Below are 25,211 nucleotides of genomic sequence, written 5' to 3' on the forward strand. Positions count from 1 at the left end.
GGGAAAAAGTCCGCCGTGGTGATGTTGCTGAGCCGGGCTAGCCGGCCTTGTCGCCGCGCGGCTTGGTGAGCGTGAATTCGTCGATGACGGCGACTTCACCGAACGGACCCCGCAGCGCGTAGTGCGTGGCCTTGATCGCGGTGTTACCGCCGGGCCGGCCCGGATCGACGTCGAAAGCCGCGAAACCGTAAGGGTTGTCGCGGTCGCGAAAGGCCGACCACGGCGCGTCCTCGAGGACGTAGATGGGCGCCTTGCGGCCCAGCCCGGGATCGAAGGCGCCCACGCCGGTCACCACCCGGCACCGAGGGTCGGGGAAGAACATCGCGTTGCTCGGCGCCGAGGTGCCGCCGCCGCCGATGACCAGGTGCACCGTTCCGCGCGTGGCGTCGATGAGATCGTTTCGGGTGTCGACGGGTATCGGCGTGCGGGTGTCGGTCCCGAGCGCGCCGCGCAGCGGGTGCGAGCGCTCGTAATGGTGTTCGTGACCGCACACCACCAGATCGACCTGGTACTGGTCGAACAGCGGCAGCCATTCCTCGCGGATGCCCAGGTCGGCACCGTTGGTCCTGTCGGCGGTGGAGATCGCCGTCTGATGCATGCACACCACGATCCAGTCGATGTCCGGATCGCGCCTGGCCGCGGCGAGTTCGCTTGCAAGCCAGCGCCTTTGCTCGCCGCCGGAGTAGCCGTGCACGTAGAAGTTGCCGCCGTCCTGAAAGGCGACGTCGTCGTTGCTGAGGCTGATCACCCGCACCGAGCCGGCGGTGAACGAGTACCACATGCCGCGGGTCTCCGGGCTCGACCCGGAATCGGGCACCGCGAAGTAGGCCTGGTAGGCGCCGTAACCGATTGGCCCATTACCCAATTCGTTCTCGTGATTTCCGGCCGCCGGCATCCACGGCCGGTATCGCGCCGAGCGGGTGTTGTTCTCGAGCCAGTTCGACCAGGTGCGCACCCGGTCTCGGGCCAGGTTGGCGTAGCACAGGTCGCCATTGATCAGGTTGAACAGCGGGCCCATCCGCTCGATCGCCATGGTGGTGTCGGCCGCGGCCGGCGAGCCGATGTTGTCGGTGGCGTAGCTGCCGTCGGGCATCTTGGCCAGCGCCGGCGTGGACTGGTCGCCGAAGCTGGTGAACAGCAGTTTTTTCCGGCCCGTCGGCGCGGTACGCACGGTGCCCTGCTCGGGTTCCGCGCCGTCGTGCACCGCGGCGTACACGTAGTCGGTGTCCGGGCTGAGATTGGTCAGCCGGGCATGGTTGACGCGAACTTCGGTGCCCGACTTCGCATCCCGGTAGGTGCGGGTTTCCGCGGCCACGGTGTGGCCGAAGCCCGACGCCGGCGTCCCGAGCAGGACGCGGGGATTGCGGACCGCGTCGGTGGTGTGCCAGGACACCACCACTTCGGTGCCGGCGTTCTTCCCGAATTGCAGGTGCAGCCCGGCGACCGGCGGTGCGCCGTGGCGATCGGGCCGCAGCCAGGCCATCGGTCCGCGCGGGCGTGACCACAGCAGCACGGCGCCGCCCCCAATGCCCACCCCGACAGCGGCCGAGACCGCGCTGGTCGTCAGCAATCGGCGGCGGGTCACCGCCGCTTGGGTGGCATCGGCCGGTTGCGGGGCCGAATGCGGGTCGTCGCTCATGCTTGCTTCATACCCGAGCCGGGCGACCGCGGGCACAGCTGCCGGTAAACAGCGAACCTTTGCTAACGAATCCGGTAGCGTTTTCGATATGACGAACGTGCAAAGGACAGCGAGCGCGATCTCAGCGGTAATGCTGGCAACGGCCGCGGGGGCGGTACTCACGCCCGCGACCAGCTATGCGGATCCGCCCGGGCATCAGGTGACGTACACGGTGACCAGCCCCAATAATGTGACCGCCACGGTCAACTACGTGAGTTCCGATCCGCCCAGCCAGGCGGCCTACAACGCGGACTCGTCGAAGTTCATGACCAACGTGCAGGCCCCGCTCAGCGCCGGGCAACCGGTCACCTACAACGCCACGTTGGCAAACCCGAACCAGTGGGCGAGCATCACCGCCAGCGGCATGCTGCACTGGCCGGATTCGGGCAACGGGCCCGCCTCGTTCCACTGCGAGATCGCCGTGGACGGCCAGGTGGTCGTCCAGCAGGACGCCACCACCACCGTCACCTGCACGGCCCCGCACGGGTAACCAAGCCGGCTCGTTCATCGGTGCACGCGCAGGGCGAGGTAATACTCGGGTTGCCGGGCGTTGTCGATGGTGTAGCTCACCGCCGTCGCGAGGCCGTCATGGTCGGACTCCAGCCAGCGCTCGGTGTGCTGGTGCTGAAACTCGCTCCAGGACGGCACCGTGAACCTTTCGAGGACCGCGTCGGGGTCCTCGATGCTGTGATACAGCCGCCAGCTGTGTCCACCGGTGCGTAACCGCGACCGCCGGACCGCGCTCATCGCTTTGACGAACTCTTGGAGTTTGTCGGCCGCCACGCGGTAGCGGACGGCCACCAGGACGGGTCCGTCATTGGGACAGGGTTCGAAGACGACCATCGGCGACGGCCATGCCCTGGAGATGTCCCGGCTGAGCTTTCCGGTGGACGGTCGCAACGGAAGGACGGCGACGCTGAGTGCGGCGGCACCCAGGAACGCGGCCGACAACACCAACGCGAAATCAAGCCCCGCCCGCGTGGCGATGGCGCCCCACAGGTATGAGCCGAACGCCTGGGATCCGGTGAAGACGAGAAGGTACGCCGACAATCCGCGGGCCCGAACCCATTGGGGGAGATGGAGTTGCGCGGCGGCGTTCAGCGTCGTGAGGGTGACCAGCCAGGTCGTCCCGGACAGCACCAGAAACGGCGCCGCCGCGGCGAACGGCAGCAAGACCACGGCGAGCGGCGCCAGCGCATACGCGGCGGCCGAGATTGCCAGCAACGCGTTGGGCGGCACCGTCTGGCGCACCGGCGCGGGAACCGCGACGGCGAGCACCGCGCCACAACCTATGGCCCCCAACGCCACACCGTAGCCACTGGCTCCCAGGTGCCAACGGTCGGCGGCGGCCACCGGCAACAGCGCCAGCAGGGCAGAGGCGGGGAAAACGAAAAGTGTTGTGCGCAAAAGAATTCGGCGAAATATCGGGCCGTTGATGACGTAGCGGAGCCCGGTGACGATGGCCTGGCTGAAGTGTTCCCGTTCGACGGGTGGCTCTTGTTTGGGTCGCCCCCATGCCGCCAGGGCGACGATGATTCCCGCGAAAGATATGGCGTTGATGGCGAAGACGGCTCCGGGGCCGGTCATGGCCAGCACCACGCCGCCGATCGCGGGCCCGACCACCCGGGCGACGTTTACCGAGACGCTGGCCAAAGTCGCTGCGGCGGGTATCTGCTCGCGCGTGACGACCTCGGGCTGAATGGCCTGCCAGGCCGGTGCGGTCAGGGCGGAGGCGAAGCCGACGGCCAGAGTGAACAGCAGCAGCTCGGTCGGGGTGAGGGTGCCGAGAAAGGTCAGCGCGGCCAGGGCCAGCGTCACCAGGACCGCATAGGACTGCAGGAAGATCAACAGCCGCCGCCGGTCGAACAGGTCGGCGAGCGCCCCGGCGAAGATCCCCAGCAGCAGCGTCGGTCCCAGACTCGCGGTCTGGACCAGCGCCACGACGACGGCACTGCTGTGGTCCTCGACCAGGAACCACTGCGCAGCCACACTCTGCATCCAGGTCCCGACGTTGGACACGAACTGGGCGATGAACAACGCGCGAAACACGCCGTTGCGCATCGGCGCCCATGCCGACACCTTCCCGCCTTCAGTGAGCGTTGAGGTCTGAGTCACGGCTGAGTCGCTCGTTTCCTATCCGACATACGGGCAACGCGTGGGGGATAGAAGTCTAAGGCACAAACACGTCGCGGAGGCTCCGGGCGCTGGGCTCGGCATGCGCCACGACGACGACTTCGGGGCGTTCGGCGCCGACCGCCCGGATTTTATGGCTGACCGATGCGTCGAAATAGGCGCTGTCGCCGGGCCCGAGCGTGAACGTCTGGTCCCCGTAGTCGAGTTCGACGGTGCCGGCGTGCACGAACATGAATTCCTGGCCGGCGTGGTCGGGGTGGGGATCGTCGGCGAGCTGCTCGGTCGGGCGAACCACGAAGGGCGACATCGACTTTCCCAGCAGGGACGAGGCCAGCACCCGGTAGCGCTCACCCTCGGCGTCGGGGGCGGCACGCTCGACGGTGATCTTCTCCTGCGCGGCCTCCTCGGAGAACAGCCGCCCGACATCGACGTCGAGGGCTTTGGCGACCTTGAGGGCCACCGCGATCGACGGTGTGCTGCGCCGGCGTTCGATCTTGGACAGGTAGCTCTTGGTCAGTCCGGTCTGCTCGGCCAGCGCCTCCAGGGTGAGGCCGCGTTGCTTGCGGACCGCGCGCAGCAGTGCGGTCACGGCGACCCCTCTCATGACACAAGGTTTCCTATTCTGTTACATTGTGTCATATGGCCAGCACGTTCACCGATTCGAAATCCGAATTGATGCGCCGCGCCGCCGAGCAGCTGACGGCGAACGTCGCCGATTCGGGGTTGACCACCCGCCAGAAGCTGGCATTGACCTGCCGGGCGCTGTTCGACGCCGGGCATGACTCCGGGCTGGCCGGGCAGATCACCGCCCGGGCCGAGGCCGACGGCACCTACTACACGCAGCGGCTCGGGCTGGGATTCGACGAGATCACCGACGCCAACCTGCTTTTGGTCGACGAGGACCTCAATGTCCTCGACGGGGACGGAATGGCCAACCCCGCCAATCGTTTTCACAGCTGGATTTATCGCGCGCGGCCCGACGTCCACTGCATCGTGCACACCCACGCGTTTCACGTGGCGGCACTGTCGATGCTGGAGGTCCCGCTGATCGTCTCCCACATGGACACCACGCCGCTGTACGACGACTGCGCGTTTTTGCCCGACTGGCCGGGTGTTCCGGTCGGCAATGAGGAAGGCGAGATCATCACCGCCGCCCTCGGCGACAAGAAGGCGGTGCTGCTGGGGCATCACGGCCACGTCATCGCCGGCGCCAGCGTCGAGGAGGCGTGCTCGTTGTCGATCCTCATCGAGCGCGCCGCCAAGCTGCAGCTGACCGCCATGGCCGCCGGCGCCGTCAAGGAACTACCCGAAGAACTCGCCCGCGAGGCCCACGACTGGACGCTGTCACCGCAGCGCAGCCGCGCCAACTTCGCCTACTACGCCCGTCGGGCCCTGGCCCGGCATCCCGACGTGTTGACCGGCTAAACCCGTTATCCGCCAACCCAATCCGAGGAGACCGTCAGTGGCGCACACGCCTGAGCCCAAGATCCACGGCATCATCGCCTACCCGGTGACTCCTTTTTCCGAAAAGGGCATCGACACCCAGCGGCTGGCCGCGCTGGTCGAGCGGCTGGTCTCCGCCGGCGTCCACGCGATCGCCCCGCTGGGCAGCACCGGCGAACTGGCCTATCTCGAGGAACCCGAATTCGACGCCGTCGTCGACACCACGCTGGCCACCGTCGCCGGCCGCGTCCCGGTGATCGTCGGTGTGTCAGATGTGACCACTGCCAAGACCATTCGGCGTGCGAAGTACGCGCAGCAAGCCGGGGCCGACGCGGTGATGGTCCTGCCGGTGTCGTACTGGAAGCTCACCGAGCGGGAGATCTTCCGGCACTACCAGTGCATCGGCGACGGCATCGCCATCCCGATCATGGCCTACAACAACCCGGCCACCAGCGGTGTCGACATGCCCCCCGAGTTGCTGGTCCGCATGTTCGACAGCATCGACAACGTCACCATGGTCAAGGAGTCCACCGGTGACCTGACCCGCATGCGGCGCATCGCCGAGCTGTCCGGCAACCGGCTGCCCTTCTACAACGGCAGCAACCCGCTGGTGCTCGACGCCCTGACCGCCGGGGCCTCCGGATGGTGCACGGCCGCACCGAATCTGCGGCCACAGCCCTGCATCGACCTGTACGAGGCGGTGCGAGCGCAAGACCTCGACACCGCGCAGAAGCTCTACGACGACCTCAAGCCGTTGCTCACCTTCATCGTCGCCGGCGGCTTGGCCACCACCGTGAAGGCCGGCCTGGAGCTGCTCGACTTCCCGGTCGGCGACCCGCGCGCGCCCCTGCTGCCGCTCGACGAGCAGGGTCGTGGCGAGCTGAAGGCGCTGCTGGCCGGTTAGCGGCGGTCGCGAGCGCGGCGGAGCGGGGGGAAGCGGGCCGCCGCCATCAGGACTAGCCCAGGTCGGGCGCCGAGAAGGTGTCACACTTCTTCGGGTCGCCGGTCTGGTACCCGATGGTGAACCATTTCTGGCGCTGTTCGGACGAACCGTGCGTCCAGGACTCGGGGTTGACCCGTCCGGTGGATTCCTTCTGGATGCGGTCGTCGCCCACCGAGGCCGCGGCAGACAGGGCATCGGAAATGTCCTTGTCGCTCAACGGTTCCAGGTACGGGACGCCGGTGCTCTCCTGCTTGACCGTGGAGGCGTAGTGCGCCCAGATCCCGGCGTAGCAGTCGGCCTGCAGCTCGGTGCGCACGCCGTTGCCGCCGGCGCCCTGCGCGCCCTGCTGCGAGCGGCCGAGCACACCCTGCAGCTGCTGCACGTGGTGGCCGTATTCGTGGGCGACCACATACTCCTGGGCGAACGGCCCACCGCTGGAACCGAATCTGTCGACCAGCTCCTGGAAGAAGTCGGTGTCGAAGTACGCCGTCTGGTCGACCGGGCAGTAGAACGGCCCGACCGCGGTGGTGGCCGCCCCGCAGCCGGTGCTCACCCGGCCGGTGAACAGCCGGACGTGCGGGCGGGTGTAACCGGGCAGCAGCTGATGCCACACCGCGTCCACCGAGTTACCGGTGGCGACCACCCGGCACTGCACGTACTTGTTGGCGTCGGCGCCGGTCTTGCACTGGCTCAGGTCGAAACCCGGCGCCGAGTAGCCGCCGGTGTTGGTCTGCTGGGAGTTCATCACGCGGCCCGGGTCGACGCCCAGAAACAGCGCCCCGATGAGGATGAGCAGCCCGATGCCGCCACCCCCGACGGCCATTCCCATGCCGCCGCCACCGGACGAGGACGCGGTGCTGGTGTCGATCTGCATGCCCTCGTTGAAGGTCATGACACTCTCCTAATGTTGCCGGGTCGCAAGGGAATCGGTGTAGCTGCGCAGGTTGCGCAGGTAGCGGCGCAGGGCCAGGTTCAGCAGCGGCCCCACCACGACCATCGCCAGCCTCGCCGGGCCGGCGGGTTTCTGGGCCATCGTCCACGTCAACCGGCAGCCACCCGGGATGACCTCGACCCGGTAATCCTCGGCGAAGGCCGCCACGGATCGGGTCGAGCACTCGTTGAACCGAAATGCCATGTGCGTGAACGGTTCCCAAGCGAGGAATTCCTCATTGCCGACGATGCCGCCGCGCATCTCGACGATGCGGGTGGTCCCGACGCCGCGCGGCTCGGGGCTGGTCCAGGTGACCTTCGTGATCACCTTCGCCCACCGCGGCCAGGACTGGGCATCGGATAGCACCTCGAACAACTGCTCGGGGGTGATGGCCAGGTCGACGCTGTTGCGGAACCGGAACGGTGCGGTGTCGGTGAAGCTCGTATCGACGCGCTCGCAGGGGAACATGACAACAACTTAGCCGGGGCCGTCGCTGGCCGCGGCCAATAAGGGCACCACCACGTCGCTGATCGGCGTGGCCAGGCCGTGGGCCCGGCCCTTGCGAACGATCACGCCGTTGCGGATATCCCATTCCATCGGCCGCTGATGTTCCGTGTCGGTCAGGATCGACGTGCCCATGTCCTCGGCGACGTTGCTGAACATGTCGACCAACTCGTCGACCACGCCGTCGGCCAGCCGGGCGCCCTCGGCCCGCGCGACGGACAGGCACTCGGCGACATAGCGCCGCGACAGCGCGGCGACGTCGTCGCGGCGGAACATCCCGGACCGCCGGCGCGCCAGCGCCATGAACCCGGCCAGCGCGTTGGAGAGCAGCTTGTGCCAGGCCGCGGTGAGGATGTCGGGGTCACAGTCGACTCGGCAGCCCGCGCCGCGCAGCAGTTCGGCGACGGTCTCCGCGGCCGGCCCGCTGGGCAGCACCAGGGCCGGCTGCGTGCGCAGCCGCACCCAGCCGTCGGGCTGGGTCTGCGCCGAGTACCACACGATGCCGGGGATGACGGGCGACAACGGGCAGTGCGGCTGCACCTGCTCGACCTGCTCCACGCCGTTTTGCAGCACCACGACGATGGTGTGGACGTCGCATAGCCGGGCCAGCCACGCGGCGGCCGCGTCGTTCTGGGTGGCCTTGACGGCCAGCAGCACCACGTCCACCGGCCCCGTCACCCCGGCCGGGTCGGTGTGCACGGGACCGGGGACGACGATCGGGTCGGCCCCGTCGGGCCGCAGTTCGATGGCGTCGCGCGGGGTGCGGCCGCACACCATGACCGAATGCCCGACCCGGTACAGCAGCGCGGCGGCCGTCGTGCCGACGGCGCCGGGACCGACCAGGGCGATGTTGGTAGCAGCGTCTGTGGCGATGCCACCGAAATTACCTCCTTTAGACTGGTCACTCGTTCAAGCCAGGTGAAAGGGAGTGTTTTGTGCTGCGCAGTCACGCCGCGGGTTCGCTGAGGAGTAGCGACGCCGGGCAGCAGGTGACGCTGGCGGGCTGGGTGGCTCGCCGCCGCGACCACGGCGGCGTCATCTTCATCGACCTCCGCGACGCCTCCGGGATCGCGCAGGTGGTCTTCCGCGCGGCAGACGTGCTGGCCCAGGCGCACCGGCTGCGCGCCGAGTTCTGCGTCGCCGTCACCGGTGTGGTGGAGATCCGCCCTGAAGGCAACGCCAACCCCGAGATCGCCACCGGCGAGATCGAGGTCAACGCCACCTCGCTGACCGTGTTGGGGGAGAGCGCGCCGCTGCCGTTCCAGCTCGACGAGCCCGCCGGCGAGGAACTGCGGCTGAAGTACCGCTACCTGGACCTGCGCCGCGACGGCCCGGCCGAGGCAATCCGCTTGCGCTCCAAGGTGAATGCCGCCGCGCGTTCGGTGCTGGCGCAGCATGACTTCGTCGAGATCGAGACCCCGACCATCACCCGCTCCACGCCTGAAGGCGCGCGCGACTTCCTGGTGCCGGCCCGGCTGCACCCGGGCTCGTTCTACGCCCTGCCGCAGAGCCCGCAGCTGTTCAAGCAGTTGCTGATGGTGGCCGGCATGGAGCGCTACTACCAAATCGCCCGCTGCTACCGCGACGAGGATTTCCGCGCCGACCGCCAGCCGGAGTTCACCCAGCTCGACATGGAGATGAGCTTCGTCGACGCCGAGGACATCATCGCCGTCTCCGAGGAGATCCTGTGCGCGCTGTGGGAGCTGATCGGCTACCGGATTCCGACGCCGATCCCGCGGATCAGCTACGCCGACGCGATGCGGCGATTCGGCTCCGACAAGCCCGACATGCGCTTCGGGCTGGAGCTCGTCGACTGCACAGAGTTCTTCAAAGACACCACCTTTCGCGTCTTCCAGGCGCCGTACGTCGGTGCGGTGGTGATGCCCGGCGGGGCGTCGCAGCCGCGGCGCACGCTGGACGGCTGGCAGGAGTGGGCCAAGCAGCGCGGTCACCGAGGACTGGCCTACGTGCTGATCGCCGACGACGGCACGCTGGGCGGTCCGGTGGCCAAGAACCTCACCGACGCCGAACGCGACGGGCTGGCCGCCCAGGTCGGGGCCAAGCCGGGCGATTGCGTCTTCTTCTCGGCCGGCCCGGCCAAGCCGTCGCGGGCCCTGCTGGGCGCCGCCCGCGGTGAGATCGCCCACCGGCTGGACATGATCGATCCCGACGCCTGGGCGTTCGTCTGGGTGGTGGACCCGCCGCTGTTCGAGCCCGCCGACGACGCGACCGCCGCCGGTGACGTGGCCGTCGGCTCGGGGGCGTGGACCGCCGTGCATCACGCGTTCACCTCACCCAAGCCCGGACACGAGAGCGAAATCGAGACCGACACCGGCAACGTGCTCGCCGACGCCTACGACATCGTCTGCAACGGCAACGAGATCGGTGGCGGGTCGATCCGTATCCACCGCCGCGACATCCAGGAGCGCGTGTTCGCGGTGATGGGCCTGGACCAGGCCGAGGCCCACGAGAAATTCGGATTCCTGTTGGAGGCGTTCACCTTTGGCGCACCCCCGCACGGCGGGATCGCGTTCGGCTGGGACCGGATCAACGCGCTGCTGTCCGGGGTCGACTCCATCCGCGACGTGATCGCCTTCCCGAAGACCGGCGGCGGCGTGGACCCGCTGACCGAAGCGCCCGCGCCGATCACCGCCCAGCAGCGCAAGGAATCCGGAATAGACGCCAAGCCCGAAAAGGTTGACCGGGCATGACCGAAATGCCCGACACCGACACGATTAACGCGTTCAACCAGAGCATCATCGACGAGTTCCGCACCAACGACGGCAAGGTCGGCGGCCAGTTCGAGAATGCAGACCTGCTGCTGCTCCACACCACCGGCGCCAAGTCCGGGCAGCCCAGGGTGTCGCCGCTGGCCTATTTCCGCATCGACGGCCGGCTGATCATCATCGGCTCCTTCGCCGGCTCGCCCGTCAGCCCGGCGTGGGTGCACAACCTGCGGGCCAACCCGCGGGCCCGCGTCGAGATCGGCACACACGAGTTCGACGTCACGGCGCACGAGATCCCCGCCGACGATCGCGCCGCGCTCTTCGACAAAGTCACCGCCGCCGCGCACGGCTTCGCCGAGTACCAGGCCAAGACCACCCGGGTCATCCCACTCTTCGAGTTAAGCCGGACCTAGCCGGTGCGCACGTCGCGGCGGGCGGTGCCATCGCTGGTTCTCGCCTCCGCGCGTGCGGGCAACAAACGGTTGCGGGTCGTGTGGTTCAACCTGGTGCAGACCGCGACGGCCGCGGGCTTGTCCTGGTACATCGCGCACGCCGTCCTCGATCACCCGCAGCCGTTCTTCGCGCCGATCGCCGCCGCGGTGTCGTTGTCGACCAGCAACGTGCTGCGCGCGCAACGCGCCGTCCAGATGATGATCGGGGTGACCCTGGGCATCGGGCTGGGCTCGCTGGTGCAGGGCCTGCTCGGACCCGGCGAGCTGCCCATCGCGGTCGCGGCGCTGGTGGCGCTGGGCGCGGCGGTGTTCATCGGTGGCGGCTTCATCGGGCACGGGATGATGTTCGCCAACCAGACCGTGGTGTCGGCGATTCTGGTGCTGGCCCTCTACCGTGGCGGCGTCGGGTTGGAACGCATCTTCGACGCGCTGATCGGCGGCGCGGTGGCCATCGTGTTCGCGGTCTTGTTGTTTCCCGCCGATCCGTTGAAGGTGTTGCGCACCGCGCGCGTCGGCGTGCTCGGCGTGCTGCACGATGTGCTGTCGCGGGCCGCGGACGTCGCCGTCGGACGCAAGGAGCCGCCGCCGGACTGGCCGCTGACGGCCGTCGACCGGGTGCACGAACAGCTCAGCGGACTGCTCGAGGCGCGCACCACCGCCCGCCACGTCGTGACCATCGCCCCGCGGCGGTGGGCCCTGCGGACGGCGATCGAGGCCGCCGACCACCAGGCCGTGCACGTGGCCCTGCTGGCCGGCTCGGTGCTGCAACTGGCCCGGGCCGTCTCGCCAAGCGAGGACGGCGATCGCGAACGCCTCCCGCCGCTCGTGCACTCGGTGCTGGTGGTGCTGGCGGCCGCGACCGCCCTGGCCGACCCCGATCCCGCCGGCGCCTGCGTGTACACCGCCTCGGCGCGTCATCATGCGGCGGAATTGCAGTCCGGCGCGCACGAGAAAACGCAGGTGATCCTCGCCGACGTCGTCAGCGCCTGCGTCGACGACCTGCAACGGGTCATCGACCTGCGGCACGTGTGAGCGGTCAGCGCGAGTCGGCCAAGAACTCCTGGACCAGTTTCCGTGGCGCCTGGGTCAGCCACGCCTCGGTGATGAGCTCCTCGAGGTCGCGAACCGAGATCTCGGCCAGGTTGACCAGCACGGCGGGATAGCCGTCGAAATGCGGGGTGGTGAAGTAGATCCCCGGCTCGTCGTCGATCAGCGCGAACTTGACGCCCTCGTCGGACACCCGCACCCCGAGGATGTCGCCCTGCGGCGGTTGCGGGCCGTTGCGCCCCAGCGCCTCGCGCTCGGAGGGCCGCAGCGGCCGCTCCCAGGCCAGCAATTTCTTGCCGACCCGCCAGTCGTGCGGTGACGGCTCGGAGGTGAGTGCCAGCTCACCAACGATGCGGGCGACTTCGCCCCACGTGGCCACCATTCGATTGTGCTCCCGTTTTGGCGTGCTTGCCGTTGGATTGGCAAACGGTGGGCGGCCGGGGCGAATCGCGGACCTCACGCGACCGGGCGGCATGTGATGTGATCAGCGGTGAGGAGGTGGCGCTTGCCAGCAGAACCAGGCGACGGTGGGGGCGGGGTCGCCCGCCGGCATCGCGTGACCCACCGCACCGAGTACCGCTACTCCGACATCGTGACCAGCTCCTATGGTCGCGGATTCCTCACCCCGCGCGACTCGTTGCGGCAGCGCTGTGTCGCGCACCGGCTGACCATCGAACCGGCCCCCGCCGACCAATCGACCAGCACGGACACCTACGGGAACATCAGCTCGTATTTCCACGTGACCGAGCCGCACGGCACCCTGAAGGTGACCAGCGATTCGATCGTCGACGTGTATCCGCCGGATCCGGGTCTGTACAGCGGCGGGCCGGCGACCCAGCCGTGGGAGGCGGCCCGGCCGGTCGGGCGCGGGGGAGCGCTGGCGACCGAGTTCACCCTGGACCTGAATCCACCGGAAATCACCGACGAGATTCGCGACTATGCGGCGCCCAGCTTCACGGCCGGGCGTCCGCTGATCGAGGTGTTGCGCGACCTGACATCACGGATCTTCACCGACTTCACCTACCGGTCGGGGTCGACGACGATTTCCACCGGGGTGAAAGAGGTTCTGGCGGCCCGCGAAGGGGTATGTCAAGACTTTGCCAGGCTGGCGATTGCCTGCCTGCGAGCCAACGGGTTGGCGGCCAGTTACGTATCCGGGTATCTGGCCACCGACCCGCCACCTGGGAAGGACCGGATGATCGGCATCGACGCCACCCACGCCTGGGCAGCGGTATGGACCCCGCGGGAGCCCGGCCAATTCGAGTGGCTAGGGCTTGATCCCACCAACGACCAGATGGTCGACGAGCGTTACATCATCGTGGGCCGGGGTCGCGATTACGCGGACGTCCCCCCGCTGCGCGGCATCATCTACACGGACTCGGAACGCAGCGTGATTGACGTCGCCGTCGACGTGGTGCCCTTCGAAGGCGATGTGCTGTATGCGTGACTTCACCTGCCCCAACTGCGGTCAGCGCCTGACCTTCGAGAACTCCACCTGCCTGAATTGCGGTAGCGCGCTGGGGTTTTCACTCGACCAGATGGCCCTGCTGGTGATCTCGGAGGAGGGGTCGACCGAGCACGCCGGCTTCGTGCCTGCCAGCGAGTACCAGCTGTGCGCCAACCTGCTGCTCGCCGAATGCAATTGGCTCGTTCCTGTCAACAACCCCCGGCTGTTGTGCACGTCGTGCGCGCTGACGACCGAACGGCCGAACGACGCCGACACCGTGGGGATGGCCGAGTTCGCCCGGGCCGAGGCGGCCAAACGCCGGCTGATCGCCGAGCTGCACGAACTGAAGTTGCCGATCGTTGGGCGTGACAAGGACCCCGACTACGGGCTGGCCTTCCGGCTGCTGTCCAGCGCGCACGAGAAGGTGATGACCGGACACGAAAACGGGTTCATCACCATCGATTTGGCCGAGGGCGACGACGCGCATCGCGAGCAGCTGCGCGTCGAGATGGACGAGCCGTACCGGACCCTGCTGGGGCACTTCCGTCACGAGATCGGGCATTACTACTACTACCGGCTGATCGCGCCGTTCAGTGACTACGTGGAGCGGTTCAACGAGTTGTTCGGCGATCATGAAGCCGACTATCAGGAGGCGCTCGACCGGCACTACAGCGAGGGCGCGCCCGAGGGCTGGAAGGAGGACTTCGTGTCGTCCTATGCCACCATGCATCCGGCTGAGGACTGGGCCGAGACGTTCGCCCACTACCTGCACATCCGCGACACGCTGGACACCTCGGCGTGGTGCGGGCTGGCGCCGGCGTCGGCCACCTTCGACCGGCCGGCCTTGGGCCCGAGTGCTTTTCAGACGATCATCGACATGTGGCTGCCGTTGTCGTGGTCGCTGAACATGGTGAACCGGTCGATGGGTCACGACGACCTGTACCCATTCGTGCTGCCGGTCACGGTGCTGGAGAAGATGAAGTTCATCTACACCGTGGTCGACGAGGTGACCTCGGAGTCCCGCGGTCCGGCTTCGGTCGCCGGCTGAGCCGCGCCCGGGGCCGTACCCCGATTCGCGGCGCCACAAACGAGAACACCTCGACGGGTGCGCTTCTCGATGACGGCGGATCTGGTGGTGGGCACCGCACTCGTGCCCGTCGCCGCGGCGACCCTGCGCGAGGTGAAGCACTGGCGCGAAGTGCCATTCGCGTTGTTGCCGGCGGTGTTCGCGGCGCACCAGTTCATCGAGGCGGCCGTGTGGCCCAACGGCGTTGTCTCCCCAGGGATGGCCCAGCTGACGGTGCGCGCATATGTCTTCATCGCACTGCCGCTGCTTCCCGCGCTGGCCCCGTGGGCGATCTTGCTGCCGGAACCGCGCGGCGCCCGGCTGCGGGTGGCGCCTTTCGCGGTGCTCGGCACTGTCGTGTCGGCCTATCTGGCCGTCGTCGTGCTGACCGAGCCGGTCACCGCGGCGACGGGCCCCATGCGCTGCAATACCAGACCGGTGTTCACGACGGCTACGGGTGGGCGGCGCTGTACATCATCGCCGTCATCGGGCCGGCGGTGATGTCGGGCTATCGCTCCATCGTGGTGTTCGGGGTGGCAAACCTGGTGGGCCTGACCGTCGTGGCCGTCCTCTACCTGCAGGCGTTCGCGTCACTGTGGGCATCTACGCCGCCACGCTGTCGGTCCTGGCGCTGGTGCACATGGTGCGGCGCCGACGACTGCCCGATCCACACCGCTATCACGGCGTCACCGCGGATCGGGCACCATCGAAAGTCTGAAAGATGTGGGGAGACAACGCAACTAGGCCGGCATTACCCGACGCTCGTCGGGACCCCAAAGTGGTTGCATATGACCGGGCAACGCCAGCTGGGTGGTGGTGATGAGCTCGGCCAGGTCGCGTAGCTCGACATGCACCGAATCGAGCAGCTCGGCGAGCTTGGCGCGCCGGCCGTCGGCGCCGACCCGTTCGAGTTCGGCGGGATGGGACCGCCGCAGCAGGGTGCCGATCTCGTCCACCAGCCGTTCCGGGCGCGACGACCCCGACGAGCCGGGCAGATCCTTGAGATCGGTCCGCAGCCGCTCCAACTGGTACAGCAACGACCGCGGGTTCTGCGCGTCGAACAGCATCAGCTCGGCCATCGCGGCCACACTGATCTTGCCCACCGTGCGGCGCCGGTAGATGACCGACGACTCGCAGGCCACCAGGGTGGACTCGATGACGGTTTGTTCGGCCGCCGCGCCGCGGCCGACGGTCAGCGTGGCCCGCAGCAACGCCGTCAGCCACTGGCCGCGTTCGATCCGTTTGCCGATGTCCATCATCGTCCAGCCCACGTCGCGCACCATCGACTCGCTGGCCACCCCCGACAGGGTGAGCATGCCGGCCAGCGTCTGGTTCTGGGCCGTGGTCAGCAGGGCATCGGCCTCGGAAAGCGAATCCGGCGGTTCGCTTTCCAGTGCCAGTGCCCGCTCCACCGCGGCCAGCACCATCCAGGTGTCGTTGGACATCTGGTCGCGCACCGCCCGGGCGGCCAGCGCCAAACCCTCCACCGACTGCACCAGGGAGCCGGGCCGGTGCGGGTCGACGGTCAGCGACCACAGGGTGGAGGGGGCGACGGCGATCATCTCGGCGTGGTCGCCGTCGCTGTCGGCCGCGGTGTCGGTTCCGGTGATGCGGCCCAGCGCGGTCATCAGCACCGGCACACATTCGCTTTCCTCACTCTGCTGGTGGTGCCGATAGACGTGGAAGCGGTCGCGGGCGACGATGAGCAGCCTCGCCATGCTTTCCGCGCGCTCACCGTAGCGGCCGATCCAGAACAGGTCGGACAGCACGCGCGGGGAGCTGATGCCCCAGGTGCCCGCGGCCGTCTTCGCCGGCGGCTCCGGCGTCGGAAAGCTGATGGTCTCGGCGCGCGCCCGTTCGGTGGGGCGCACCCAGACATCCTTGGCCGCAATGGTTTTCAGTGTGTACGAGTCGGAACCCGGTGCCAGCACGTAGCCGATGCCGCCGATCATCGGCGCGTAGCCGCCGCGCTGGGCAACGGTGAACAACCTGATGCCGATGCCGGCAGACGACAGCACACCGGCGTGGTCGGTCGGCGCGGACGAGAATTGTGGCAGCTCCTGGCCGATCCACTGCCACGGCAGTTGCTCGATCCGGGCCGCCAACTTCGTCAGCTGGTGAGATGAAAGCGTCGGTCCGACAAGGGTTTTCTCACCGATGGTGGACTTGATCAGCAACGACGACAGGTTCGCCAGCAGGTGTGAGCGCTCACTGGCGATGCCGCCCCAGTAGACCGGGGCGGTGGGCAGCTGCAGGGTTTCCGACAGCAGGTGCTCGGCCATCGCGGGCAGAAAACGCAGCAGCCCAGGGTTTTCCAGAATCCCGCTGCCCAGCGTATTGACGACGGTCACCGTCCCGCGACGCTGCGCCTCCACCAGTCCGGCCACCCCGAGCCGGGAATCGGCGCGCAGATCCAGCGGGTCGGAGTAGTCGGCGTCGACCCGGCGGAGAACGACGTCGACGCGTTTCAAGGTGCCCAGCGAACGCATCCACAACATGCCCTCACGCACCACCAAATCGGCGCTTTCCACCATCGGGAAACCCAGCAGGGTGGCCAGGTAGGCCTGGTCGAACGCGGTCTCGGAATAGATACCCGGGGACAGCACCACCACCACGGGGTCCTGGGCGTCGTCGGGTGCCGCGTCGGTCAGCGCGAGCCGCAGCGCCTGGGCGAACGGCGTCGTCGGCCGCGGCGCGATGCGTTCGTAGAGATCGGGGATCGAGTGCGCGACCACGCGCCGGTCGGCCAGCGCATAACCGGCGCCCGAGGGCGCCTGGGTGCGGTCGCCGTTGACGACGAAGGCGCCGTCCGGTCGCCGGCTGACGTCGCAGGCATGCATGAAAAGCTGGTGGCGGCCGGGGATTTCGATTCCATTGGCCGCGCGCACGTACCCGGGATGGCCGAACAGCAGCTCGGGGGGCAGGACGCCTTCGGTGAGCAGGCTGCGCGGCCCGTACAGGTCGGCCAGCACCGCGTCGAACACCCGCGACCGTTGCAGCAGGCCGGCCTCGAGCGCCTCCCAGTCGGTCGCGGACAGCACGACCGGCAGGGTGTCCAGCTGCCACGGCCGGGGTTCCTGGCCGCGGCCGCCGGGCTCGACGTCGGTGTAGGTGATGCCGTCGTTGTCGATGAGGCCGTGCACGACCGAGCGCAGCCGGTCCAGCCCGGCGCGGCCCCGTTCCGCGATGGCGTCGGCCAGCTCGGCCCACGCCGGGCGCACATTGCCGTCCCGGTCGACGAATTCGTCATAACCGCTTGCCGGGCCGTGCCGCAGATCGAAGAGTGCTTCCTGGGCCCGCGCGGCGCGGTAGGACGCCAGCAGGCGATCGGCGTCGTAGCGCGCGGTGCCGGCCATCGGGCCGGACCCAGCCGGTGCACCGGTGCCGAATGTCATGTCCGCAAACGCCATTACTGCGCAACGGTACGCACGCGGCGCAGGTCGAGGATGCCCGGCGCGCCGACGTCGGTGAAGATCCGGGCCTGCTTCTCCCGGATGTCGGACAGGTCCACTTTGCCGGGGGTGAAGCCGGTCGCCTCGAAGCGGCGGGCGCGGCGCGCCTCGGCCTCCACGGCGTTGACCGGTGGCGTGTCGTAGGCCCGCCCGCCGGGATGGGCGACGTGGTACGTGCAGCCCCCGCGCGACGTGCCGGTGGTCAAATCGATCAGCTCGAACTGCAAGGGCCCGTCCGCCGAGATGGTCGAGTGCAGCGCGCTGGGCGGCTGCCAGGCCTTGAACCGCACACCGCCCACATGAATGTCGGGATTGTCGGTGGCCAGCAACGGCACCGGGTAGCCGTTGACCGTCACCACGTAGCGATGACGGTCGGCCCCGATGATGCGGACCTGGATGCGCTCGACGGAGGAGTCGACGTAGCGGGCGGTGCCCGTCGCGGTCGACTCCTCGCCCAGCGTGGTCCACGGCTCGATCGCACCGCGCAGCTCGATCTCCACGCCGTCGAACACCGCGGTCCCGATGCGCGGGAACCGGAACTCGGTGAACGGATCCAGCCAGCTGGTCTCGAACGCGACACCGTGCGCGCGCAGGTCGGCGGCGACGTCGGCGATGTCATGAATCAGGAAGTGCGGCAACAGATATCGACCGTGCAGATTGGCGCCGTGGCGGATCAGTGGTGCGCGCAGGGGTTCGTCGATGAACCAGGCGACCAGTGAGCGCACCAACAGCGATTGCACCATCGCCATGCGCAGGTGCGGGGGCATCTCGAAGCCGCGCAGCTCCAGCAGGCCGAGCCGGCCGCGGGCGCTGTCGGGGCTGTAGAGCTTGTCGATGCAGAACTCGGCGCGGTGGGTGTTGCCGGTGATGTCGGTGAGCAAGTGGCGCAGCGCGCGGTCGATCACCCACGGCTTGGTGGCGCCTCCGCCGCCCAGCCGGGCAATCTCGGCGAACGCGATCTCGAGCTCGTAGAGGGCCTCGGCGCGGCCCTCGTCGACTCGCGGCGCCTGCGAGGTGGTCCCGACGAACCGGCCGGCGAACAGGTATGACAGCGACGGGTGACGCTGCCAGTAGGTCAGTAGCGAGACCAACAGATCGGGACGACGCAGCAGCGGTGAGTCCGCGGGCGTCACGCCGCCCAGCGTGATGTGGTTGCCACCGCCGGTGCCGCCGTGCGTGCCGTCAACGTCGAAGGACTCGGTGGACAGGCGGGCCAAACGGGCTTGCGCGTACAGCGTTTCCAGCTGTTGGTGCTGTTCGGCGAAACTGGCGGTGGGTGCGACGTTGACCTCGATCACCCCAGGGTCCGGGCTGATGGTGGTCGAGCGCAGCCGCGGGTCGGGCGGGGGATCGTAGCCCTCGATCACCACCGGGCAGTCGGCCTTCGCCGCAGCGGCCTCCACCCGGGAGATGAGATCGACGTAATGCTCGAGCACCCCGGTGGGCGGCAGGAAGAGGTAGAGCAGCCCGTCCCGGATCTCGGTGACCATCGCGGTCGGCGGCGCCCCGTCGGCGTCGACGACTATTGCTTTGCTGGCGCTGGTCTCCTCCGTCGACAGCGCCTCGGCGACGCTGAGGGGATCGGCGTCGAACGACGGGCGCGGCGGTTGCCAGCTGATCGAATCCAGTGGCAGCCGCAGCCCCGCCGGAGAATCCCCGGCCAGCAGCACGACACGGCCGCGGCGCAGCCGCCAGTCGGCGCTGGCCCACCCGAGGTCGTCCTCACGCCGGTGCAGAGGCAGCACGAACGCCGCTGGGGCCGTGACGGATTCGTCCAGACGTGACAGCAGCGCGGCACGGCCTGCGAGGGAATCGGATTCGAGGTCGTCGGCGGCGTCCACCGGAACGCCGTCCGGCTCGCGGACTTCGGTCGCCAGCCGATGCAGCGGGTCCTCGTATGCCGGCCGCACCTGCGACGCGGGCAACCCCATGCCGTCGGCGATCCCGGCGAGCACCTGGTAGGCCGCTTCGGTGTCAGCGGGGCGCTGCTGCTCGCCGCCCCAAGGATCGGCGAGCAGTCTCTCGTCGGTCCACAGCGGACGCCCGTCGGCGCGCCAATGCAACGCAATCTGCCAGCGCGGCAACGGTTCTCCCGGGTACCAGCGACCCTGCCCGCGCTGTATCACGCCGCCCGGGGCCCACTCGGACTTCAGCCGGGCGGCCAGGTCCGAGGCACGCTGCCGCTTGTGCGGGCCGTCGGCGGCCGTGGTCCATTCCTCGGCGACCTGGTTGTCCACCGACACGAAAGTCGGCTCACCACCTATGGTCAGTCGGACGTCGGCCGCGGCCAGCCGCTCGTCGACCCGCCGGCCGACGTCCTGAATCGTCCGCCACGCGTCGTCGGTGTACGGCAGTGTGACGCGCGGATCCTCGTGGACCCGGGTGACGGTGTTGGAGAACTCCAGCGTCGACGTGCAGGGCTCGGTGCCCCCGCTGATGGGTGCCGCGGACGTCGGGTGCGGGGTGGCCGCCAGCGGGATGTGGCCCTCGCCGGCGAACAGCCCGGACGTCGGATCCAGCCCGATCCAGCCGGCGCCGGGGATGTACACCTCGGTCCAGGCGTGCAGGTCGGTGAAGTCGGCGGCGGGGCCCGACGGACCGTCGAGCGCCTCGACGTCGGACGCCAGCTGCACCAGGTAGCCGGACACGAACCGCGCGGCCAGCCCCAGCTGGCGCAGGATCGAGACCAACAGCCACGCCGAGTCCCGGCACGAGCCGACCCCGTTGCGCAACGTGAAATCCGGTGTCTGCACGCCGGGTTCCATCCGCAGGCTGTAGGCAACGTCGGCGTTGATCGCCCGGTTGAGCTCGACCAGCATGTCGATGGTGCGGGTGCCGTTGGGCACCGAGAAATTGCTCAGCCAGTCCCGCGCCAGCTCGCCCGGACCCGAGCCGTCGCCCTCTTCGTCGACGGGCCGCAGATAGGGTTCCAGGTCGTTGGCCAGGTCTGTGGGATAGCGCAGCCCGGCCGGCCCCCCGGCGGGGGCCCAGGTTTCGGCCCAGTCCTCGATGAAGAAGTCGAACGGGTTGATCACCTTGAGGTCGGCGATCAGCCCAACCGTGATGGTCAGTCGTTGCATCGGGTTCGGAAACACCAGCCGGGCAAGGAAATTGCCGACCGCGTCCTGTTGCCAATTGATGAAGTGTTCGTCGGGCTCGATCCGCAGCGAGTACGCCTCGATGGGCGTGCGGGTGTGGGGCGCTGGGCGCAGCCGCACGACGTGCGGATACACCCGGACCAGCCGGTCAAAGGTGTAGCTGGTGCGGTGCTCCAGCGCAACTTTGATGCTCATAGTCGCTGATCCCATCACACGCGCGGCCACGGCGCAGCACACCGCAATTGCGGCTTACCGCGCCGTAATACGAGTAACCCGTGCGCAGCCTCAGGCCGGTGCGGGCCCCGGTGGTGCGCCCGGCGGCGGACCGGCCTGGTACCCGGCGTACTCGACCGGCACGACGTGGCCGCCCGAAAGCTTGCGATAGGCGTAGATCCCGACCAGAGCCGCGACCGGGGCACCCACCAGCAGACCGACACCGCACGCCAGCGCACCCACCAGGAACACCGCGACCTCGACCAGCCAGACCAGCAGGGCGTTGCCGAAGTTCGCCGTGACGGTGGAGAAGCTGGAAGACAGCGCTTTGATCGGCTGCTGGGACCGATCGATCGCGTACGGGATGGTGAACTGGGCAAAGATCCCCAGGATCAGTCCGGGCAGGAAGCACAACGCGGAGGCGATCGACGTGAGAACGCCGACCAGCAGCGCGGCCAGGAACACCATGGCGAAGTTGCGCGGCTTGAAGAAGGACCCGATGGTCACCGGCCGCCCGTCGGCCAGATCCAGGCAGCCGGACAGGAACGCGGACTGGGCGAACGCCCCCACCACGTACGCGACGAGATAACCGAGGATGAGCAGCGCCAGCCCGCCGCCGTTGAGGTTCGCCGTGAAGGTGAAGTAGTCGTCGTCGGAACCGCTCGAGGTGGTGCCCATGGTTTGGCTCCAGCCGATCAGGGCGGAGGCGATGCCGAACAGCACCGCGTAGACCAATGACGAAACAATAAGCGCCACAGGGTTTTTGGTGAACGTGTTCCAGGCCCAGCTAAACGCGTCGCCCACGCTGAACGCGGGTGGGCCACCGTAGCCGGGTGGAGGCCCGTAGCCGGGAGGCGGTGCGCCGTAACCCGGCGGCGGAGGTGCGCCGTAACCCGGCGGCGGGGCGCCGTAGCCCGGCGGCGGGTAGCCGGGAGGATTGCTGCCCTGAGGGTCTGCCGGGGTGCCTGGATACTCGGGTGGTTGGCTCATGTCCGTCCTTGCTGTCGGATTTCCTCGTGTCTGAAGTTTCCTAGGAGGGAACGCGCGCGGAACTTGGCAAACGCCGAACTTAGCAAAGAAGCGGCCCGGGCGCGCGGATTGCGGCGCGCGCCTGGGCCGGCGCGGGCGTCCGCCCATCGTGGTATGCCTGAAGCCGTGTCCGACGGTCTGTTTGACCTTCCCGGCGCGCCGCAGCCGACCGACCATGGGCTGGGCGCGAGGGGCGGCGCACCCCTGGCGGTCCGGATGCGTCCGGCATCGCTGGACGAGGTGGTCGGGCAGGACCACCTACTGGCGCCCGGGTCTCCGCTGCGCCGCCTGGTCGAGGGCTCGGGCGTGGCGTCGGCCATCTTGTACGGGCCGCCCGGCAGCGGCAAGACGACGCTGGCCGCGCTGATCTCGCAGGCGACCGGCCGCCGGTTCGAGGCGTTGTCGGCGCTGTCGGCCGGCGTCAAAGACGTTCGGGCGGTGATCGACACCGCCCGCCGGGCGCTGCTGTCCGGTGAGCAAACCGTGTTGTTCATCGACGAGGTGCACCGGTTCTCCAAGACCCAGCAGGACGCGCTGCTGTCCGCCGTGGAGAACCGGGTGGTGCTGCTGGTGGCGGCGACCACCGAGAACCCCAGCTTCTCGGTGGTGGCGCCGCTGCTGTCCCGCTCGCTGATCCTGCAGTTGCGGCCGCTGGGCGCCGACGACATCCGCGCCGTGGTGCAGCGCGCGATCGACGACCCGCGCGGGCTCGGCGGGCAGATCACGGTCGCGCCGGAGGCCGTCGACCTGCTGGTGCGCCTGGCCGCCGGTGACGCCCGGCGCGCGCTGACGGCGCTGGAGGTGGCGGCCGAGGCGGTGGAGCCGGGCGGCGAGTTGACCGTCGCGGCCGTCGAGCAGTCCCTGGACGAGGCCGCCGTGCGCTACGACCGCGACGGCGACCAGCACTACGACGTCATCAGCGCCTTCATCAAGTCGGTCCGCGGCTCGGACGTCGACGCCGCGCTGCACTATCTGGCCCGCATGCTCGTCGCCGGCGAGGACCCACGGTTCGTCGCGCGCCGGCTGATGATCCTGGCCAGCGAGGACATCGGCATGGCCGACCCGGCCGCACTTCAGGTCGCGGTCGCGGCGGCGCAGACGGTGGCGCTGATTGGCATGCCGGAGGCGCAGCTCACCCTGGCGCACTGCACGATCTATCTGGCCACCGCGCCGAAGTCGAACGCGGTCACCACCGCGCTGGCCGTGGCGATGGCCGACATCAGGGCCGGCAAAGCCGGGCTGGTTCCGCCCCATCTGCGCGACGGGCACTATTCGGGCGCGGCGGGGCTGGGCAACGCGCAGGGTTATAAGTACTCGCACGACCATCCCGATGGCGTTGTCGCACAACAATATCCACCGGAGGAGCTGGTAGGGGTCGACTACTACCGGCCCACCGGCCGCGGCGGTGAGCGCGAAATGGCCGGCCGGCTGGACCGGCTGCGCGCGATCATCCGCAGAAGGGGGCGGGCATGAAGATCTTCACCGACGCGGAGATGGGCGCCCTGCTGCCCACCGCCAAGCCCTATAGCGTGGTCATCCTCAAGCGCGGACCGAGATTCGGCGACGAGTCCTCGGCGAGCATCATCTGGGAGCACGGCCGGCGGAACTTCGGGCTGCGCGACGACGGCGTGCTCGCGGTGGTCCTGCCGGTCAGCGACGAATCCGACATCTGCGGCATCGGGGTGTTCGCGGCGACGGTCGACGAGACCACGGCGATCATGGCCGACGACCCCGGGGTGGCGGCGGGCGTCTTCACCTACCAGGTGCACGCCTGCCGCGGATTCCCCGGGGACGCACTGCCCTAGCTAGACCAGCTCGGGCACCCGCAGGTGGGCGATCGCCAGGTCGAACTCGGCCACGTCGATCACCTCGGCGCCCAGCTCGCGCACGCGCCTGCTGCGCAGTTCGCTGGCTCGGTCGCGGTTGCGGGCCATCGCCTCCATCGAGTCGAACGTGGAGCAAGTGACGGCCCGGCGGCAGGCGGGGTGGTCGACCAGCAGGCTGGCGCTGCAGAACCCGTCCAGGTCCTCCATCTCGGGCAGCACCGCCATCCGATAGAAGTCCAGGGACCGGCTGAGCTGATCCGGCACCACCTTGAGCCAGGTGGCGCGCACGCACGCGCCCGGGCGCGATGGGTGGTCGCGGTGCAGCAGGGCGATGTCCCACTCCTCGACCCGCGCGCTGCCGTCGAACATCAACGCGGCCCGGTCGCGGATGGGTGCCACCCGCTCGGCGCTGCCGCGCATCGCCTCCATGGTTTCCCACGAGCTGGTGGCGATGCAGGTGCCGGACTGCCGGTCAACCAACAGCGACAGCCCCACGCACCCGTCGATCTCGGTGAGGGCGGGCATGACGACATCGCGAACGTGCGCGATTCCGATGTCGACGGACAGCGGTTGCGCCTGGATGGTGGTGGAGCGTGCGTACACGGTCGACCCCTCCTCTGTCGGGGCGGCGCCCCGGTAGCGCCACCGGTCCCACCAGTTACCTTCCTCCTGCCGGGTGCGCGCCGCAATGCCCTGATGTGGCCGCGCTCACAGACGATTGGCTGGTCGTGACGCCCGCGCCGTAGGCTTGTCCGGATGCATACCGATGTGTTGGACGTGGACACCTCGCGCCGCCGCATCGTCGATATCACCGAGGCGGTGCGCGGGTTCTGCTGGTCGCGCGGGGACGGCCTGTGCAATGTGTTCGTCCCGCACGCCACAGCGGGGGTGGCCATCATTGAGACGGGCGCCGGTTCCGACGACGACCTGGTCGACACGCTGGAGCGGCTGCTGCCGCGCGACGACCGTTACCGGCATTCGCACGGCTCCGCGGGCCACGGCGCCGACCACGTGATGCCGGCGCTGGTGGCGCCGTCGGTGACGGTTCCGGTCTCGGCCGGGGAGCCGATGCTGGGCACCTGGCAAAGCATCGTCCTGGTCGACCTGAACCGGGACAACCCGCAACGCTCGGTCCGGCTGAGCTTTCTGGAGGGTTAGCGGCCCGGTGCCCGGCGCGCCGGGGCAGGTACTGTGAGCGGTCGAAATGCGTCGTGAGACGGGCT

Annotated in this window: 24 protein-coding genes; 13 read left to right on the forward strand and 11 right to left on the reverse strand. The window is 68.8% G+C overall.

Going from position 1 to position 25,211, the window contains the following annotated elements:
- Nucleotides 1-37: 37 nt before the first annotated feature.
- On the reverse strand, nt 38-1,639 hold the full coding sequence (locus tag G6N50_RS02730) for a purple acid phosphatase family protein (protein WP_083094945.1): 1,602 nt from the start codon (nt 1,637-1,639) through the stop codon (nt 38-40).
- An 88-nt stretch (nt 1,640-1,727) separates the two neighbouring features.
- On the opposite strand from G6N50_RS02730, the gene G6N50_RS02735 reads away from it, so the two are divergent.
- On the forward strand, nt 1,728-2,168 hold the full coding sequence (locus G6N50_RS02735) for a hypothetical protein (RefSeq protein ID WP_083094862.1): 441 nt from the start codon (nt 1,728-1,730) through the stop codon (nt 2,166-2,168).
- 14 nt (nt 2,169-2,182) lie between these two features.
- Here the strand turns inward: G6N50_RS02735 and G6N50_RS02740 are convergent, their stop codons facing one another.
- On the reverse strand, nt 2,183-3,793 hold the full coding sequence (locus G6N50_RS02740) for an MFS transporter (RefSeq protein ID WP_264028642.1): 1,611 nt from the start codon (nt 3,791-3,793) through the stop codon (nt 2,183-2,185).
- Nucleotides 3,794-3,848: 55 nt separating this feature from the next.
- Nucleotides 3,849-4,400, reverse strand: coding sequence for a helix-turn-helix domain-containing protein (locus G6N50_RS02745; RefSeq protein WP_083094860.1), 552 nt, complete (start codon nt 4,398-4,400; stop codon nt 3,849-3,851).
- A gap of 50 nt (nt 4,401-4,450) precedes the next feature.
- On the opposite strand from G6N50_RS02745, the gene G6N50_RS02750 reads away from it, so the two are divergent.
- Entirely contained in the window at nt 4,451-5,236 is a 786-nt protein-coding gene (locus tag G6N50_RS02750; protein WP_083094859.1) for an aldolase, read from the forward strand.
- Between the two features lie 37 nt (nt 5,237-5,273).
- The gene (locus tag G6N50_RS02755) at nt 5,274-6,158 is read left to right on the forward strand and encodes a dihydrodipicolinate synthase family protein (RefSeq protein ID WP_083094858.1); all 885 of its coding nucleotides are present in this window, start codon (nt 5,274-5,276) and stop codon (nt 6,156-6,158) included.
- A 52-nt stretch (nt 6,159-6,210) separates the two neighbouring features.
- Here G6N50_RS02755 and ypfJ read toward each other — a convergent pair whose 3' ends face one another.
- From ypfJ to G6N50_RS02770, 3 genes are read right to left on the reverse strand one after another with little or no spacing between them, the layout of a single operon-like run.
- Nucleotides 6,211-7,089 carry a KPN_02809 family neutral zinc metallopeptidase gene (gene ypfJ / locus G6N50_RS02760; RefSeq protein ID WP_083094857.1) on the reverse strand — a complete coding sequence of 293 codons (879 nt, stop codon included), beginning with the start codon at nt 7,087-7,089 and terminating at the stop codon, nt 6,211-6,213.
- Nucleotides 7,090-7,098: 9 nt separating this feature from the next.
- Nucleotides 7,099-7,596, reverse strand: coding sequence for an SRPBCC family protein (locus tag G6N50_RS02765; RefSeq protein ID WP_083094856.1), 498 nt, complete (start codon nt 7,594-7,596; stop codon nt 7,099-7,101).
- Between the two features lie 9 nt (nt 7,597-7,605).
- Nucleotides 7,606-8,505: an oxidoreductase gene (locus tag G6N50_RS02770; protein ID WP_179970133.1), complete on the reverse strand. Its 900-nt coding sequence runs from the start codon at nt 8,503-8,505 to the stop codon at nt 7,606-7,608.
- Nucleotides 8,506-8,567: 62 nt separating this feature from the next.
- On the opposite strand from G6N50_RS02770, the gene aspS reads away from it, so the two are divergent.
- From aspS to G6N50_RS02785, 3 genes are read left to right on the forward strand one after another with little or no spacing between them, the layout of a single operon-like run.
- Nucleotides 8,568-10,343, forward strand: a complete 1,776-nt coding sequence (gene aspS / locus G6N50_RS02775; protein WP_083094854.1) for an aspartate--tRNA ligase — start codon at nt 8,568-8,570, stop codon at nt 10,341-10,343.
- Nucleotides 10,340-10,771, forward strand: a complete 432-nt coding sequence (locus G6N50_RS02780) for a nitroreductase family deazaflavin-dependent oxidoreductase (RefSeq protein ID WP_083094853.1) — start codon at nt 10,340-10,342, stop codon at nt 10,769-10,771. Before aspS ends, G6N50_RS02780 begins: the two co-directional genes overlap by 4 nt.
- 3 nt (nt 10,772-10,774) lie before the next feature.
- The gene (locus tag G6N50_RS02785; protein ID WP_083094852.1) at nt 10,775-11,842 is read left to right on the forward strand and encodes an FUSC family protein; all 1,068 of its coding nucleotides are present in this window, start codon (nt 10,775-10,777) and stop codon (nt 11,840-11,842) included.
- Between the two features lie 4 nt (nt 11,843-11,846).
- Here G6N50_RS02785 and G6N50_RS02790 read toward each other — a convergent pair whose 3' ends face one another.
- Nucleotides 11,847-12,236, reverse strand: coding sequence for an MmcQ/YjbR family DNA-binding protein (locus G6N50_RS02790; RefSeq protein WP_083094944.1), 390 nt, complete (start codon nt 12,234-12,236; stop codon nt 11,847-11,849).
- A gap of 126 nt (nt 12,237-12,362) precedes the next feature.
- On the opposite strand from G6N50_RS02790, the gene G6N50_RS02795 reads away from it, so the two are divergent.
- From G6N50_RS02795 to G6N50_RS29675, 4 genes are all read left to right on the forward strand, one after another.
- Nucleotides 12,363-13,304 carry a transglutaminase family protein gene (locus G6N50_RS02795; RefSeq protein ID WP_083094851.1) on the forward strand — a complete coding sequence of 314 codons (942 nt, stop codon included), beginning with the start codon at nt 12,363-12,365 and terminating at the stop codon, nt 13,302-13,304.
- Entirely contained in the window at nt 13,297-14,352 is a 1,056-nt protein-coding gene (locus G6N50_RS02800; protein ID WP_083094850.1) for a zinc-binding metallopeptidase family protein, read from the forward strand. Before G6N50_RS02795 ends, G6N50_RS02800 begins: the two co-directional genes overlap by 8 nt.
- A 69-nt stretch (nt 14,353-14,421) precedes the next feature.
- Complete coding sequence (locus G6N50_RS02805; protein WP_232068871.1) at nt 14,422-14,871, forward strand: DUF6629 family protein; 450 nt, start codon at nt 14,422-14,424, stop codon at nt 14,869-14,871.
- A gap of 94 nt (nt 14,872-14,965) precedes the next feature.
- Entirely contained in the window at nt 14,966-15,088 is a 123-nt protein-coding gene (locus G6N50_RS29675; RefSeq protein WP_264028645.1) for a hypothetical protein, read from the forward strand.
- 22 nt (nt 15,089-15,110) lie between these two features.
- Here G6N50_RS29675 and G6N50_RS02810 read toward each other — a convergent pair whose 3' ends face one another.
- The 3 genes from G6N50_RS02810 to G6N50_RS02820 all read right to left on the reverse strand — a co-directional run bounded on the left by G6N50_RS02810 (nt 15,111) and on the right by G6N50_RS02820 (nt 22,123).
- Entirely contained in the window at nt 15,111-17,726 is a 2,616-nt protein-coding gene (locus G6N50_RS02810) for a circularly permuted type 2 ATP-grasp protein (protein WP_163650942.1), read from the reverse strand.
- 53 nt (nt 17,727-17,779) lie between these two features.
- Complete coding sequence (locus tag G6N50_RS02815; protein WP_083094848.1) at nt 17,780-21,115, reverse strand: transglutaminase family protein; 3,336 nt, start codon at nt 21,113-21,115, stop codon at nt 17,780-17,782.
- Between the two features lie 90 nt (nt 21,116-21,205).
- A complete protein-coding gene (locus tag G6N50_RS02820; protein WP_179970087.1) occupies nt 21,206-22,123 on the reverse strand; it encodes a DUF2189 domain-containing protein in 918 nt (305 codons plus the stop codon).
- Between the two features lie 153 nt (nt 22,124-22,276).
- Between G6N50_RS02820 and G6N50_RS02825 the strand changes: the two genes are divergently transcribed.
- Nucleotides 22,277-23,635: a replication-associated recombination protein A gene (locus tag G6N50_RS02825; RefSeq protein ID WP_083094847.1), complete on the forward strand. Its 1,359-nt coding sequence runs from the start codon at nt 22,277-22,279 to the stop codon at nt 23,633-23,635.
- The gene (locus G6N50_RS02830; RefSeq protein ID WP_083094846.1) at nt 23,632-23,967 is read left to right on the forward strand and encodes a hypothetical protein; all 336 of its coding nucleotides are present in this window, start codon (nt 23,632-23,634) and stop codon (nt 23,965-23,967) included. Before G6N50_RS02825 ends, G6N50_RS02830 begins: the two co-directional genes overlap by 4 nt.
- On the opposite strand, the gene G6N50_RS02835 is transcribed toward G6N50_RS02830, so the two are convergent.
- Nucleotides 23,968-24,591: a hypothetical protein gene (locus G6N50_RS02835; RefSeq protein WP_083094845.1), complete on the reverse strand. Its 624-nt coding sequence runs from the start codon at nt 24,589-24,591 to the stop codon at nt 23,968-23,970. It abuts the gene before it with no gap.
- A gap of 165 nt (nt 24,592-24,756) precedes the next feature.
- Here G6N50_RS02835 and G6N50_RS02840 point away from each other — a divergent pair, with 165 nt between their 5' ends.
- Entirely contained in the window at nt 24,757-25,146 is a 390-nt protein-coding gene (locus G6N50_RS02840; protein WP_179970134.1) for a secondary thiamine-phosphate synthase enzyme YjbQ, read from the forward strand.
- The last annotated feature ends 65 nt before the right edge of the window (nt 25,147-25,211 follow it).

Source organism: Mycobacterium mantenii (genome assembly GCF_010731775.1).
GTDB lineage: Bacteria > Actinomycetota > Actinomycetes > Mycobacteriales > Mycobacteriaceae > Mycobacterium > Mycobacterium mantenii.